Source organism: Salipaludibacillus sp. CF4.18 (genome assembly GCF_051262595.1).
Lineage (GTDB): Bacteria > Bacillota > Bacilli > Bacillales > Salisediminibacteriaceae > Salipaludibacillus > Salipaludibacillus neizhouensis.
On record NZ_JBIMEV010000058.1, the window covers coordinates 13,925 to 28,179 of the forward strand.

Sequence of the window (14,255 nt, forward strand, 5' to 3'; positions counted from 1 at the left end):
AAAATTGATAAGGAGTGAAGGTATGACGGATGAAGAATTTACAACAATGTCGTTAAGTGATGACATTACTCGTGCTTTGAATAGTTTAGGATATGATCAACCAACGGATGTGCAAAAACAAGTCATTCCACTCGTGTTAACGAAAAAGGATGTCACGGTCAAAGCACAAACGGGAAGCGGAAAAACCGGTGCGTTTGCGATACCGATATGTGAAAGTGTTGATTGGGATGAAAATAAACCGCAGGCACTCGTACTGACACCGACTCGAGAGTTAGCTACTCAAGTCAAGGATGAAATAACGAATATAGGCAGGTTCAAACGAGTAAAAGCTACCGCGATTTATGGAAAAGAGCCTTTTGCAAGACAAAAAAGCGAATTAAAGCAAAAAAGTCATGTCGTAGTTGGGACTCCGGGAAGAGTATTCCATCATATTGAAAAAGGAACGTTAAGTCTGGAAAAAGTGATGTTTTTAGTCATCGATGAAGCGGATCAAATGCTGAATATGGGATTCATCGATCAAGTAGAAGCTATTATTAAAAAAATTCCTGCTGAACGAACAACCATGCTTTTTTCTGCCACTCTTCCTAACGATGTACAGACTCTTTCCAATCAGTATATGAAGGATCCAGTTCAAATTGAAATTGCATCGACAGAGGTAATTAGCAGTGACATTGATCAATCACTTTACGAGTTGGATGAATCTGAAAAGTTTTTATTATTGAAAGAAATAACTGTTGTGGAAAATCCGAATAGCTGTATTATTTTTTGTCATACACAAGAGAGAGTGGATGAATTATATGAGGAGTTAACAAATTTGGACTATTCTTGTGAAAGGCTGCATGGCGGGATGATGCAAAAAGATCGTTTTTACGTGATGGATAAATTTAAGCGGGGTTCTGTTCGGTATCTTGTCGCAACCAATGTGGCTGCTAGAGGAATTGACGTCGAGACGATTGCTCTCGTCATAAACTTTGATTTCCCTATGGAAGCTGAGGACTATGTACACCGAATAGGGAGAACTGGAAGAGCTGGGGAAAAAGGAAAAGCCATGAGCTTTGTGACGCCTCGTGATCAGAGAATCTTAGATGAGGTTGAAGCATATATCGGTTTTAAAATTAAACGCGTGGAACCGCCAACACTAGAAGAAGTTTCTAATGCTAAACCTGCTTTTTTAGAAAAGATGAAAACACGTCCTAAACAGAAAAAAGATAAAAATGAGCAACTAAATAAAGATATTATGAAATTGTATTTTAATGGCGGGAAAAAGAAAAAGATTAGAGCTGTCGATTTTGTAGGTACAATTTCTAAGTTAGAAGAAGTTTCAGCAGATGATATTGGGATTATTACCATACAGGAAAATGTCTCCTACGTGGATATTTTAAATGGTAAAGGACCTTATGTATTAAAAGAAATGAGAGATACAACAGTTAAAGGAAAACAGTTAAAGGTTCACAAAGCTAATAAATAAATTTTTAAAGCGTCAACCTGCAAGGAATTCTAATACTGCCTTGTTCTAATTAAACCAACTGTTTATAAAAAATGCCATAAAATAAAAAAGGAGTATCAACAGGTCCTGATGACCGTTGGGGCTCCTTTTTTAGTATTCTTAAATTTTCGTAAAACCCTCTTCGGTTAAATACTGAGTCGCTTCCTTATAAGAAGTGAATGTTCCATCTAACTGTTCATCTGCATAAACATTCCATAAGTCGTCTTCGTGCACTAACGCTAATGTCTGCGTGTTCTGGTTTATGAATAGTTCCTCTTCAAATTCTTCCTCGTCTTCAGGAGTCAAAGAAACAATCGCATTTTCCAGTACATTACGAAGCGCCTTCTCCGTGAAGTCCCGAATGTTTACCATCCCTTTATCATTCGTTTCGTAACCAGTTAATTCACCAGCATACACAAAGCCATTTCCGTTTGGATGTAAATGATAGACCACGTTTTTCTTATCTGTAGCACTTTCACTAAAATGAAAATTCACTCTTCCTAAGGAAACATCTTTTCTCTCTAATGCGGGAAAAGATTCAATAATTTCTAATTTTTCTTCAAAAGTTAACATAGTTCCTCCAGTTATCATAATCAAAATCCTAATTGCTTATTATACCATAGTCTACGTCATTTTATTTCTTATTAAATCCTCGAGTTCGTTGAGAAAATTTTCATTGTATGACGTCATCGTGTGAACTCTTGCTTTTAAAAGAGGAATATCATTTTTGCAAGTGCGAGATTCGCACACGACGAATTCTTGATTTGAGTGAATCAAATACATTTTTCTTTTCTTACATAATGGGCATGTTGCCCGAACAAGATGAGCTAACGCTTCTTTTGAGAATGCCCCATCCGTTAAATCTTTATTTTCTTTCGTAAGTTCTTGAAATAAAACAGCGTTTGTTGCTGCCCTGGCGGTTCGTTTCACTAACGTATCAAGCTTAAGGATGGGTTTAGGATTACGTGTCGGGTTCCTTCGTACTTTAATAGTATCAAATTCATCCATTTCCAAAAGACCATATCCGATTGGTATTTCCTCTTTTGATAGAAGCCCCACTGGAGTCATCAAATATGCGTAGTCGGCAATAGCATGATAGCCATAGGAAGCAGCCAAAACCTCATCACGGAGAAAGTCTTCGCGAGATATCTTTACTTCAATAATACGTGATTCTTTACGTTTGAAATTAATACCAAGTGCATCAGCCTTTAATTTTTTTCTTCGTGCATACAACTTAACCTCGTTTGCGCATAGGTCAGTCATTTTATTTTTTAACCAATATAAGGATTGCTGTTTAAAATACTTATGTAACGGGCCTTCCATGATTTTAACTCCTTCCGAGTGCTAGAAAATAAGAACATCTACTAAAAAGATTCCAATAAGTGTAAGCTGAATCATTCCTTTGGCAAATGTACTCGTCAGGAAGCCTAGCAGTGTACCTACAGCGGCTTTGAATGAATGGGCGAGTGAGTGTTGTTGTAGCAATTCGATGACTAAAACTAATACAAAAGGTACAATTAAAATACCAAAAGGCGGGATAATAAAGCTCCCAACAATCAGTCCTATGGTCGCAGCTGTCATTCCATGTTTAGAAGCACCATATTTCTTAACAAAATACATGCTAGCCAGATAATCAGCAACAAATATAGCAATGGTCAATGCTATCAGAGATCCCCAAGTCCACCATGACAATGCAGAGGCATCTATAAAAAAGTAATAAAGAATAATTCCAGCCCAAAGCATTAATACTGCCGGAATGATTGGATATATAAGACCGATGAAGCTAATAATAAATAATGCAACAATAATAATCCAAATAAGAACGTCCATGTTATTCACCTCTCCTAAATTATAGTTTACTCAACTTGATCTCCTAAAACAATTATTTAGATATGAGATGTGGTCAAAAGCAATTAAGGGAGTAATAATTGTAATCCACCAAGGAAAGACAGGACAAGGATAATTGTATTAAATAGTTTCTGTGGTATTAGAGGTAAAAACTTAATGCCAATAACTGCACCAATAATTATAAAAGGAAGCAGCCATAAATTAATTGACAATGTTTCCAATGAAATAAGACCTAAGCTAGTATACATAGGGACTTTAATGAGATTGACGGTTAGAAAAAACCATGCGCCGGTTCCGATAAATTCTTTTTTTGGTAAAGCTATGGCTAGTAAAAAAATGGCCATAATCGGTCCAGCTGCATTTCCAACCATTGTTGTGAAGCCCGCTAGTGTCCCCATGAAAATAATAAAGCTTTTTGACTGGGGAAGAGCTGCATTCGATTTGTTCATGAAATATTCTCTGCTGAATTGAACGACAATGAGAGATAATACAATTGTACCTATAATCATTTCAATCGACCTGCTGCTTGAATTGAAAAGTAACAGTAAATATCCTGAAATAAGACCGCCTAAAACCCAGGGAACGAGTTTCCACAAGGTACGCCAATGAACGCTTCTGCGATAATAGGTGACCGCAATAATATCACCAGCAATGAGCATCGGCAGAACAATTCCGATTGATTCTCTAGCAGGAAAGACAGATGCCATCGTTGCGACGACTAAAATACCGAGCGTTGGTAAGCCAGTTTTAGATATGCCAATTAACATTGCCGAGAGGATTATTAATGAGATTTGAATAGCGCCTAATTCAATCATTATCGTTTCAACTCCAAAATAAATTAATTATTAATGACTACTCTAGTTATACTAAAAATAAATGATTTAGTCATATATTATTTGAATATTAGATGGTTTTATTATTTTTAAAGAAGTGTTTGGAGAAGCGAGAGGCGGTTACTCAAGTAGAAAGCAACAAACGGACTTCATGTAACTAGTAACCGCAGAAAGGAAGAGAAGTTTGATGGATTTGTCCGATAACAGGGTTATTTATAAAAGACGAGTAAGATAAGAAAAACTTTTTGCAACGATAGATTATTGTTCTTTTCTTGCTATATGTGTGAAGTGGACAACTCAAGCTCTTCATAGCTTCAGTTGTCAAAAGGGGATCACCAGAAGGTTCAAGAAATGTCTATTATTCCATTCTTCTTAATTTGTCGAATAGGCAGAAATATGCTATGTTAAAACCTATTACTTATTTCCGAGGGGAAATTTTGGGTTAGTTTTTCGACTAATGAGGAATAGTTGTACAGTAATAATCAGAAATATTTGTTTTTTACACAAGCTGTTTGATAGAATAGAACTAATAGCAGTGAAAAATTCTTTGCATTTTTCGGGACGCTTTTTGTCCATGGTGGATAAGTTTTGTCCTTATCATCATGATCGACAATCTGCGTAATATTTGATTAAATGCAATCATTTTTACAGGAGGTTCAATCAATGATAAAGGTAGAAGATAATAATTCATTATTACGTAACGATGTGAAAAAGCTAGGAAACATTTTAGGTGACATTTTAAAACAACATGGTGGAGAAGAACTTTTTAACATCGTGGAAGGCATTAGAGAAACAACAAAAGACTTGAGAAAAAATTATAATGAGGTTTCTTACGACAAGTTAAAAAAAGAAATCCACGAGTTGCAATCACCAACAAGACAACATGTTATTCGCGCCTTTTCAATTTATTTTCATTTAGTAAATATAGCGGAACAAAATCACAGAATTCGCCGAGCTAGACAATATCAGCTCGAAGATGATGGTGTTATTCAGCCGATTTCTATTGAAAGTGCAGTAACAACAATGAAGGCAAATAACCACTCCGATGAGGTTATCCAACAGATTATCAATGATTTATCGATTGAACTTATTATTACTGCACATCCGACAGAAGCAACAAAGAGAACTGTGCTGGAAATTCAAAAGCGAATTTCTTCTATTTTACAGGAATTTGATAATCCAATGTTAACGAAAAAAGAACGAAAGCATTTAGATGGAAGTCTGGTTAACGAAGTAACGGCTTTATGGCAAACAGATGAACTTCGCCATCGTAAACCAACTGTTTTAGACGAAGTGAAGAATGGTATTTATTACTTCGATCAGACGTTATTTGATGTTTTACCGGATATTCACTCTGAATTGGAAGAGCAATTGGATAATTACTACCCGACAAATACATGGGAAGTACCTAACTTTCTTTCTTTCGGATCTTGGATTGGCGGAGACAGAGACGGGAACCCATTTGTAACACCGGAAGTAACTTGGGAAACGTTAAAGCTGCAAAGAGCACTAGCATTAAAAAAATACGATGAGCATCTTGTAGATTTAATGAAGCGTTTTAGTCAATCTACGACTCGAATTAGCTTTAGCGATGATTTCATTCAAAGTGTTGAAGAAGAAGAGAAGACGTATTTGAAAAAAGGCGAAGCATGGCCAGTTAAAACAGAAATGTATCGTCGTAAATTTGCAGTTATGTTAAAGAGAGTAAGACAAGTCGGGAAATCGAAAAGCGGCTATAATAATTCAGAGGAACTTATTGATGATTTATTGATGATTCAAAAAAGTACGAAAGATCATCAACCGTCTGATAATAAATTAAAGACATTAAATAAATTAATCCGCCAAGTTCAATTATTTGGATTTCATTTAGCAACACTGGATATTCGTAACCATAGTGGAGAACATGAGACAGCGATCTCTGAAATCTTAAAAGTGGTTAATATTACAGATAATTACCCTTCATTTTCTGAAGAAGAAAAATTAAAGGTTCTCGAAAAGGTCCTTCAGGATCCACGTCCATTAATGTTATTAAATGAAGATTACACAAAGGAAACGCAAGAAATTTTTGATAACTTTAAACTGATTAAACAAGCTCATGATGAGTTTGGACCACGATCTATTGAAGTGTACCTTGTAAGTATGACTCAATCTGCCAGTGATTTACTGGAAGTTTTAGTATTAGCAAAAGAAGCCGGAATTTATCGTCTTCATGCAGATGGAACAGTAGAATCAGGTTTGCACGTAGCACCACTTCTTGAAACAGTTAACGACCTTATTGCTGGACCGGAAATTATGAAGACGTTGTTCAAGATGGACGTCTACCGTAATCACATTCATGAGCGTGGTGATCACCAGGAAATCATGTTAGGGTATTCCGATGGCAGTAAAGATGGAGGAACGCTAACAGCTAACTGGAAGCTATTTAAAGCACAGCAGGAAATTCATGATATGGCGAAGGAATTTAATATTGCACTGAAGTTTTTCCATGGTCGTGGTGGCTCATTAGGACGAGGAGGCGGACCGCTTAATAGAAGTATTCTTTCTCAGCCTGTAGAGACGCTTGGCGATGGTGTGAAGATTACGGAACAAGGGGAAGTACTTTCTAGCAGATATCTTCTTAAAGACATCGCTTATCGTAACTTGGAGCAAGCGGCATCAGCGCTAATAAGTGCATCTTCTAAAGTATGGAATCATGCTTCAGACGAAGGATTCTTCCGTGATCAAGCATGGGAAGATGCAATGGAAGAGATCTCCCAAAATTCATTAGATAAATACCAATCACTTGTCTTTGGAGATGAAGATTTCTTAACTTATTTCAAACAAACAACTCCTTTAGAGGAATTACGAGAACTAAACATTGGTTCTAGACCTATGAGTCGAAAAGGCAGCGAAAAGTTTGAAGATTTACGTGCCATTCCATGGGTGTTTGCTTGGACTCAGTGCCGACAAATGTTACCTGCTTGGTTCGCAGCTGGAACTGGTCTTCATTCCTTTGCGTCAAAGGATGAAGGGAACCTTGTAATGCTGCAAGACATGTATCAAAAATGGCCGTTTTTCCAATCAACCATTAATAATTTACAAATGGCCCTAATGACCGCCGACATGCAAACTGCAAAAGAATACATGACGTTAGTGGAAGACAAAAGTATTGCTGATAGAATTTTCGGGGAAATACAAGAAGAGTATAATAAAACAAAAGATGTGTTGTTAAAGATTTCTGGAAATGAAGAACTTCTTGACCATACACCGAACATCCAAGAGTCCATTCATCGCAGAAATCCTTATGTAGATCCACTGAATTTCCTTCAGGTAGATCTTATCCAAAGTATGCGTGAATCAGATGAAAAGTCGGAAGAACGTTTGACTGATGTATTGTTAACAATTAGTGGAGTAGCCGCAGGGTTAGTAAACACTGGTTGATCTCTTTGCCGAAAGAAGATAGAATCAATTAGGAACATTTATAGTGCTTGAAACGGAAAGGGGATGACTAAATAGTCATCCTCTTTTTTGATGCGATCTATGAAAAGCAGTTTTTCTTACTTTCTAAAACCCGGACTGGTTTTCAGTAGCAATCTGCTGTAATTTTTTCATTAAATGTGGGGTTCTTCGAAGGACAAAGATACTTGTTTTCCGGGGGTGGAGATAGGCATGATTGATTGATATCAAGTATTCTTTCATTAAAGCATTCATTTCTTGCGGTCTATATTCCTTATTTATAAGACATATGTGATCTTTATTTGAAATTTTTATAAGCGTCCATAAAACACGTTTATTTGCGGGTGATAGTTGTTTCATCTGCTCAAAAACGTGTCTTTCTTTTTCAGGTAAATCCCCTGCATCTAGCTTCAATTGATACCACTTCCTCTCCAGAAGCATTTCTATTAATTATATAGTAACACCTTTGATTTTTGCATACTATAAACAGGCTTGAACCCCTTTCTTTTTTATAAATTACAAAATCCCATAATCAAGTCAACTTTTTAAAGGGAGGACCTATTTCTTATACATACGAACTAATTTTTGCTAAAATGAGGAAAAGAAGGCTAATCCGATCATGCTCAATATATATTTGTGTTATTGGTAAAATATAAGGAGGCGTAAAATAATGAAAGCGTTTGTACATGAAGGAAGCAAAGGACTAACTGGAACCTCATATCGTGATATGAATGAAGAGTCTCCGGGTAGGAAAGAAGTAAAAGTGAGAATGAAAATCGCAGGCTTAAATCATCGTGACCTTTCAATTTTAGAAAAACGTGAAGAAACTGATCCTCCCCTCATTATTGGATCAGATGGTGCTGGTATCATTGATGAGGTAGGGGATGATGTCACTAGTGTTTCCGTTGGTGATGAAGTGATTATTAATCCTAGTTTGGGATGGTTAGATAAAAGTGAAGCACCACCAGAAGGATTTCAAATTATTGGGTTACCAGGTCATGGTACTTTTTCAGAATCAATCGTGATTTCGGAAAATAACATAGAACCAAAACCACCTCACTTATCGTGGGAAGAAGCGGGGGTACTATCGTTAGGAGCACTCACGGCGTATCGAGCTTTGTTTACTAGGGCAAATATAGATACTGGAGACACTGTTCTGCTACCAGGAATAGGTGGAGGTGTTGCAACGTTACTCTTGTTATTTGCAAAAGCAGCAGGTGCGAGAGTCATCGTCACTTCAAGATCTAACGAAAAACTAGAAAAAGCATTAGAATTAGGTGCTGACGTAGCGATTGACAGCGAGGGTGACTGGGATGAGTCATTGCATGGTGAAAAAGCGGATATCGTCATTGAAACGGTTGGAGCAGCGACGTTTAATAAATCATTAAATCAATTAAGACGTGGTGGAACCATTGTGACATTCGGATCTTCGACTGGAGATGATGTTTCCTTCAATCTACGGGACTTTTTCTACGGTCAAAAGAACCTTCTAGGGTCGACTATGGGAAGTCGTGCTGAGTTCCGAGAGATGCTGCATTTTATTGGAAAGCATGATGTTAAGCCTGTAATGGATAAGACTTTTCCATTAGCGGATACAAAAGCAGCAATGGAAAGATTAAAAGAGGCAAAACAGCTTGGCAAAATTGCTATAAAAATAGATAATTAAAAGAATGCTCCCTGAATGAAGTTCAGGGAGCATTCTTTTCTTGTGTTCTAAAATCGTCTAACTATTTTTAACGTGATCGACTTGTCTATCTAAGCTGATAGGTTTATCTATTCGATCGTCAATCGTAATATTTGTTACTACCCTTTTTGCACCATTCCCTATCTCATTATGGTGAATTTCCTTGGCCACATCCATAATATCATCTAGGTCGCCTTCAATAATTGTTGCAGTCGGTGTGACTTGATAAGATAGGCCTCTTTTTTTAATAATAGATACGGCTGCTTCTACATCACTACTAAAACTTTCTGATTGAGTTCCTACCGGGACAACACTTATTTCTAATAATGGCATGATTTAGCCTCCTAAATAGTATTGAAAATGTTAAATGATCTTAACGTTCTTACAGATAACATTTCCTGTTTCATTTTATTTTAAACATATGTACTACTGAAAGTAATTTGGAAAGTCTTCTGACAACATGGTAGAGGTGTAAAAAAAACCCTGTTATACTTCAGTCAACCCATAAATGGAGGTGGAAAGCATGCCACATACGAGTGTATTTTACCTTCAGGAAACTTTTAACAGCCAGAAAGTAATTGAATTTGTCACGATGACGAGTAAGTTTTCTAGTGATGTTTACATTCAAGTCGGAAACAATTCTTATAATTCTAAAGCAATTTTAGGGGTTGTTAACTTGATTCTCACGCTGAAAAAAGGGGAGAAATTCACAGTATCGGTTAATGGAGAAGATGCTGAGTATGCAGAGGTAGAAATAAAAGAATTTTTTGCAGGGTTGAAATCACCACATTCTACAAACAAAGTTTTGTTTAAAAGTAGGTAAGTAATAGCCATCTGCTTTTAAGAAGGGAAAAAGAAACTGCTAATATATCAAGTGAATTTTATTGATTCAGGGAACTCATTAGGAGAAAATTCTAATGGATTCCCTTTTTTTATATGGAGGAGCTCGAATCCACTCTAGATATATTCGGTAGGTGCTACCGGTGTAGCACCTACAAAAGTAGCGGGTAGAAAACAGGAGTATGAGGAGTATAGAAAGAAAAGAATGGTGGATTTTTCGGTAGGTGCTACCGGTGTAGCACCTACAAAAGTAGCGGGTAGAAAACAAGAGTATGAGCGAGTATCAGAGAGGAAAGATGATCGATTTTTCGGTAGGTGCTACCGGTGTAGCACCTACAAAAGTAGGGGGTAGAAAACAGGAGTATGAGCGAGTATCAGAGAGGAAAGATGATCGATTTTTCGGTAGGTGCCACCGAGGTAGCACCTACAAAAGTAGCGGGTAGAAAACAGGAGCATGAGCGAGTATAAGAAAGTTAACGTTTATGAAATCAAACTTCTTTAAAAAAAGTAAGTATAGAATCTTCATTTTTCCAGAATACTATATTAAAAGGGAAAATGAGGTGATGAAATTGGGATTATTAAATTCAATTTCACAATGGAATAACGAGAGAAATGAGCGAAAGATTGAAGTAATGCGAGAACAGGGGTTATGTCCAGAGTGCAGAGGTAGAGGGGTGCATGTGCCGATGGGGTACTATGATTTTTCTGTTAGCTATTACGAATGCGCTAGTTGTGAAGGCAGCGGAAAATTTTCTGATTGGGCAGAAAAATAAATTTCATAATAAAAGCTGATAATAGAAGCTAATGTATGCTCTATTATCAGCTTTTTGCTATTGGTAAAGTTATTGTCCTGCGGGTATCTATCACAGTTTGTTCGATTTATTTGACCATAAGTGCGCTTGGTTACTATCGGTTTGTAATAACAATACATTTCATCGTCACTATTTAATAACGAAATTCCTTTTACTCCCCTCGCATTTTATTTACAAATATTTATTTAATTATCTTCTCCCTCATTTATAAGGATATTATTACAATTTATTCCATTTTTATTGGACTTTAAAAACTAGTATATTTAGTCATGTGCCTTGCCCAATTGAGATCGAGTTTAATGGGCCGGCAACAAATCCAAATGTGGCGAACCTTACAACAGGCGAGTTTATTAGAGTAAACCGTGAATTATTTGAGGGTGACAAACTCATCATTAATACAGCTTTTGGAAATGAGAGAAAAGTAGTTATTGTAGACCAAGATGGAAAAGAAAAGAGTGAGTGGGGATACATAGACATTTGGGAATCAACATATGAAGATGAGTTTGAATCGTTCGTCAGTCATTTACAACCAACTTTTAAGCAAACAAAGAAAACTGAAATGGTTGGGCCGTTTGTTTATGAAAAGGATTATAACCTGGGAGATATAACAACCCAGATGAATCGTGAGTGGGGAGTAATTGTCGATCAGAGGATTACAGAATTTACAGAAGTTTATGAGGCTAGTGGATTTGGTCTTGAAGTCATATTCGGTCAAAAGCGACCTACTCTTATAACTAAGATTAAAGATGAATTTAAACAATACGAGAACGAATTGAAGAGGTGATGTCATGAACAAAGTCAAAATTCTTACATATGAAAGAAAGGCAATCGGTCAAGTTGTGAGGATTCAATCAAATTACACGTTCTTGTCACATTTTCAAGTGTTAGAAGAAAATAAGGAGCGTGATTCAAATTCTGAAGCTTAAGCAGATTGATGATGGATTAGGATTAAAATTTCACCTGTCTACAGAAAATGGAGTGTTAACGACCACTGATGTAGACAGAATACATTTTATCATGAGTAATCACGATAGATACAGACATAATTTATAGTAATGTGTTTGTTACATTTAACAAAACCCACACGGAAAAGGTGGGCTTTTTTAATGCAGAATTTAAAGTGTTTTACATAGATGGTCGAGTCGAAACGTTTCCGAATGAGGGTTACTTAAAAGTTAACATCGCAAGAGAATTGAGGAGGGATTAGATTGGCAGAAAATATAGCAGCAGATTTAATACTAGCTAACGGTAAACTAGCACCACAATACTTTAATCCAGATACAGGGGAATTTGAAGTTGTTACAAAAAGCATGATGGAAGAAATCATTGCTAAAGAAGTACAGGGAAATGTAAATGTCAGTGATGTAAATGCTACATCACGCCTTCAAGCAATCGAGGATAAACTCAATGGAACGCGAGAAAATGATTCTCCTACTCTACAGACCTCCTATATATCCATCGTATTAAGTGGTTTGTACTTTTCTGATTGTTGTTTTAAATCATGACCCCATAGAGTCGAATACTACTGTGTCGTATGCAAACTGGAGAGTCTCATAAGCTTCTGTAATGTAAATACATCCATCCCAGCCATAACAACCCCTTTATAAAAAAATAGGAAGCGTAAATTCGCTTCTTTTCATTATAAATACATAATAGGAAACCTTTACGACAAAATGGTTTTTATTAGTATTTTCGTGGTCACACTTTTGGTCACATGGTAAACCAAAGAAGAATAATAGGAAAGTTGAGAAGGCACTCACTAAGTATATGGGGGTCTTTTTGATTGCGGGTTAGTTGATGGTATATAGAAAGGATGTGGTGAGGTAAGTCGTGTGTAACTTCTCCGATGAATTGCCACTGAATCAATATGTAAGCGTAGAATAAAGGGGGGATAAATGTACTTTCAAACACAGATTACACATACAAAGTACCGTCTTTATTTTACTTATTCCTAGACCCTAAGACTATTAATTTTATAGAGTTTTCCAATTTTTATATAAATAGACGTTAAAAAGTGGTAGTATTGGATTATATATTAAATTAATATATGAGTTATAACGATTCACAAACTAATAAAATTAAAAGGGGAAATTTATTATGAATAACGTAGCTTTAAAGCAGGGCTTAACAGGAGAGCAGTTATCAATAGTTCAATCAGAAGTAGAATCGAAAGGCAAGAATAAAGTTATTATGTATCTATTATGGTGGTTCACAGGAGTTGTTGGTGGTCATAGATTCTATCTAGGTGATATCGGAATGGGTCTAGGGATGCTGTTCACACTAGGCGGTTTAGGTGTTTGGGCATTAATTGACGTTTTCTTTATCGGCAAGAGATTAGAGAAAAAGAATGATAATCTTGAAAGAGATGTAATTCAACAAGTAAAAGCGTATAATAATTAAATTATGAGTGGCTTAGGTCACTCTTTTTTACTTGAATTTTAGTTTTATAGAAAATCCCATTCACTTGTAATTAGTATGAAAGAACTGTGTATAAAATAGTTATAAAGTAGATATTATCGCAAATATTATAATTGAATTGTGATACAATAGACCTAAATCACAAAATTTAAAGAGTTAAATTATGACTGGAAAACATTTATCATTACTTTTATTTTCATTAATACTTTCTTTAAGTTTAATCGGTTGTAGTCAAGAAACTAGTAAAGAGCCACTTCAATTATCTGAAGAAGAGGATGGTTATTTAGATGTAGCGTATTTTGCAGTATATCAATATGATGAAATGGTTAATAAGTTTACTGACCCTAACACAAGGGATTCTCTAGGTTTTGAGCAAATATTTGGGGGCGTGTTTGCTATTGGCTTATTAGAAGAATCTTTAAACGAGGAATTTGTACCAGACCTGTTTGAAGATACTCATCAAAATATTATGGATGCATTATCTGATACATCTGAGGATTTTACTTCTCTAACGACAGGATTAGCAAGTGGAACCTCGGATTTGGTTGAGGATAGTATAAAAGAAATCCAACCTTCTAATGATAAGATGAAAGAGGTTAGGTCTGAACTAGAGGGGATATATAAAGATGCTGATAAGGCGGAAAGAATAGAATATATACAACATAACGCTAAAGATTCACTAGAAATGTTTGATTGATTTAATTAAAGATAATAAACAAAAATAAGACTAAATTACATATTTTTCACTGCTTTATACAGATAGTTTAAACATTATACAGAGAAGTAGTCTATTACTTTAATTATTGATTGTAATGGTTTTTTACAATAGCATAGCTTTTGTTCTTAACAACAGAAAGGTTTTATTCCTTAGTAATTAGAAAAGACCACATCTAGGGAAT

The 14,255-nt window shown here is 35.9% G+C and carries 16 protein-coding genes; 10 read left to right on the plus strand and 6 right to left on the minus strand.

Annotation, left to right across the window (positions count from 1 at the left end; all coding sequences use genetic code 11):
- Positions 1 to 22: 22 nt before the first annotated feature.
- The gene (locus ACHABW_RS21860) at positions 23 to 1,468 is read left to right on the plus strand and encodes a DEAD/DEAH box helicase (RefSeq protein WP_435758558.1); all 1,446 of its coding nucleotides are present in this window, start codon (positions 23 to 25) and stop codon (positions 1,466 to 1,468) included.
- Between the two features lie 138 nt (positions 1,469 to 1,606).
- Here the strand turns inward: ACHABW_RS21860 and ACHABW_RS21865 are convergent, their stop codons facing one another.
- The 4 genes from ACHABW_RS21865 to ACHABW_RS21880 form a co-directional block, all read right to left on the minus strand.
- Positions 1,607 to 2,059: a hypothetical protein gene (locus tag ACHABW_RS21865; protein ID WP_110936534.1), complete on the minus strand. Its 453-nt coding sequence runs from the start codon at positions 2,057 to 2,059 to the stop codon at positions 1,607 to 1,609.
- Positions 2,060 to 2,110: 51 nt separating this feature from the next.
- Entirely contained in the window at positions 2,111 to 2,809 is a 699-nt protein-coding gene (locus tag ACHABW_RS21870) for a hypothetical protein (protein WP_435758561.1), read from the minus strand.
- A gap of 21 nt (positions 2,810 to 2,830) precedes the next feature.
- Complete coding sequence (locus ACHABW_RS21875) at positions 2,831 to 3,316, minus strand: DUF456 domain-containing protein (RefSeq protein WP_435758563.1); 486 nt, start codon at positions 3,314 to 3,316, stop codon at positions 2,831 to 2,833.
- Positions 3,317 to 3,399: 83 nt separating this feature from the next.
- Positions 3,400 to 4,149: a sulfite exporter TauE/SafE family protein gene (locus tag ACHABW_RS21880; protein WP_435758565.1), complete on the minus strand. Its 750-nt coding sequence runs from the start codon at positions 4,147 to 4,149 to the stop codon at positions 3,400 to 3,402.
- A gap of 681 nt (positions 4,150 to 4,830) precedes the next feature.
- Between ACHABW_RS21880 and ppc the strand changes: the two genes are divergently transcribed.
- Positions 4,831 to 7,587, plus strand: a complete 2,757-nt coding sequence (gene ppc, locus ACHABW_RS21885) for a phosphoenolpyruvate carboxylase (protein ID WP_435758567.1) — start codon at positions 4,831 to 4,833, stop codon at positions 7,585 to 7,587.
- 123 nt (positions 7,588 to 7,710) lie between these two features.
- Here the strand turns inward: ppc and ACHABW_RS21890 are convergent, their stop codons facing one another.
- Complete coding sequence (locus ACHABW_RS21890) at positions 7,711 to 8,016, minus strand: hypothetical protein (RefSeq protein ID WP_435758569.1); 306 nt, start codon at positions 8,014 to 8,016, stop codon at positions 7,711 to 7,713.
- A 256-nt stretch (positions 8,017 to 8,272) separates the two neighbouring features.
- Here ACHABW_RS21890 and ACHABW_RS21895 point away from each other — a divergent pair, with 256 nt between their 5' ends.
- Entirely contained in the window at positions 8,273 to 9,268 is a 996-nt protein-coding gene (locus ACHABW_RS21895; protein ID WP_435758571.1) for a zinc-binding dehydrogenase, read from the plus strand.
- Between the two features lie 57 nt (positions 9,269 to 9,325).
- On the opposite strand, the gene ACHABW_RS21900 is transcribed toward ACHABW_RS21895, so the two are convergent.
- A complete protein-coding gene (locus tag ACHABW_RS21900; RefSeq protein ID WP_435758573.1) occupies positions 9,326 to 9,619 on the minus strand; it encodes an MTH1187 family thiamine-binding protein in 294 nt (97 codons plus the stop codon).
- A gap of 190 nt (positions 9,620 to 9,809) precedes the next feature.
- Here ACHABW_RS21900 and ACHABW_RS21905 point away from each other — a divergent pair, with 190 nt between their 5' ends.
- The 7 genes from ACHABW_RS21905 (at position 9,810) to ACHABW_RS21935 (ending at position 14,053) form a co-directional block, all read left to right on the plus strand.
- Positions 9,810 to 10,109, plus strand: a complete 300-nt coding sequence (locus tag ACHABW_RS21905; RefSeq protein ID WP_435758575.1) for an HPr family phosphocarrier protein — start codon at positions 9,810 to 9,812, stop codon at positions 10,107 to 10,109.
- Positions 10,110 to 10,608: 499 nt separating this feature from the next.
- The gene (locus ACHABW_RS21910; RefSeq protein WP_435758577.1) at positions 10,609 to 10,899 is read left to right on the plus strand and encodes a hypothetical protein; all 291 of its coding nucleotides are present in this window, start codon (positions 10,609 to 10,611) and stop codon (positions 10,897 to 10,899) included.
- Between the two features lie 310 nt (positions 10,900 to 11,209).
- A complete protein-coding gene (locus tag ACHABW_RS21915; RefSeq protein ID WP_435758579.1) occupies positions 11,210 to 11,722 on the plus strand; it encodes a Gp37-like protein in 513 nt (170 codons plus the stop codon).
- Positions 11,723 to 11,726: 4 nt separating this feature from the next.
- Positions 11,727 to 11,864: a hypothetical protein gene (locus ACHABW_RS21920; RefSeq protein WP_435758581.1), complete on the plus strand. Its 138-nt coding sequence runs from the start codon at positions 11,727 to 11,729 to the stop codon at positions 11,862 to 11,864.
- A 282-nt stretch (positions 11,865 to 12,146) separates the two neighbouring features.
- Positions 12,147 to 12,443 carry a hypothetical protein gene (locus tag ACHABW_RS21925; protein ID WP_435758583.1) on the plus strand — a complete coding sequence of 99 codons (297 nt, stop codon included), beginning with the start codon at positions 12,147 to 12,149 and terminating at the stop codon, positions 12,441 to 12,443.
- 592 nt (positions 12,444 to 13,035) lie between these two features.
- Positions 13,036 to 13,338, plus strand: a complete 303-nt coding sequence (locus tag ACHABW_RS21930; protein ID WP_435758585.1) for a TM2 domain-containing protein — start codon at positions 13,036 to 13,038, stop codon at positions 13,336 to 13,338.
- A 181-nt stretch (positions 13,339 to 13,519) separates the two neighbouring features.
- Entirely contained in the window at positions 13,520 to 14,053 is a 534-nt protein-coding gene (locus tag ACHABW_RS21935) for a hypothetical protein (RefSeq protein ID WP_435758586.1), read from the plus strand.
- The last annotated feature ends 202 nt before the right edge of the window (positions 14,054 to 14,255 follow it).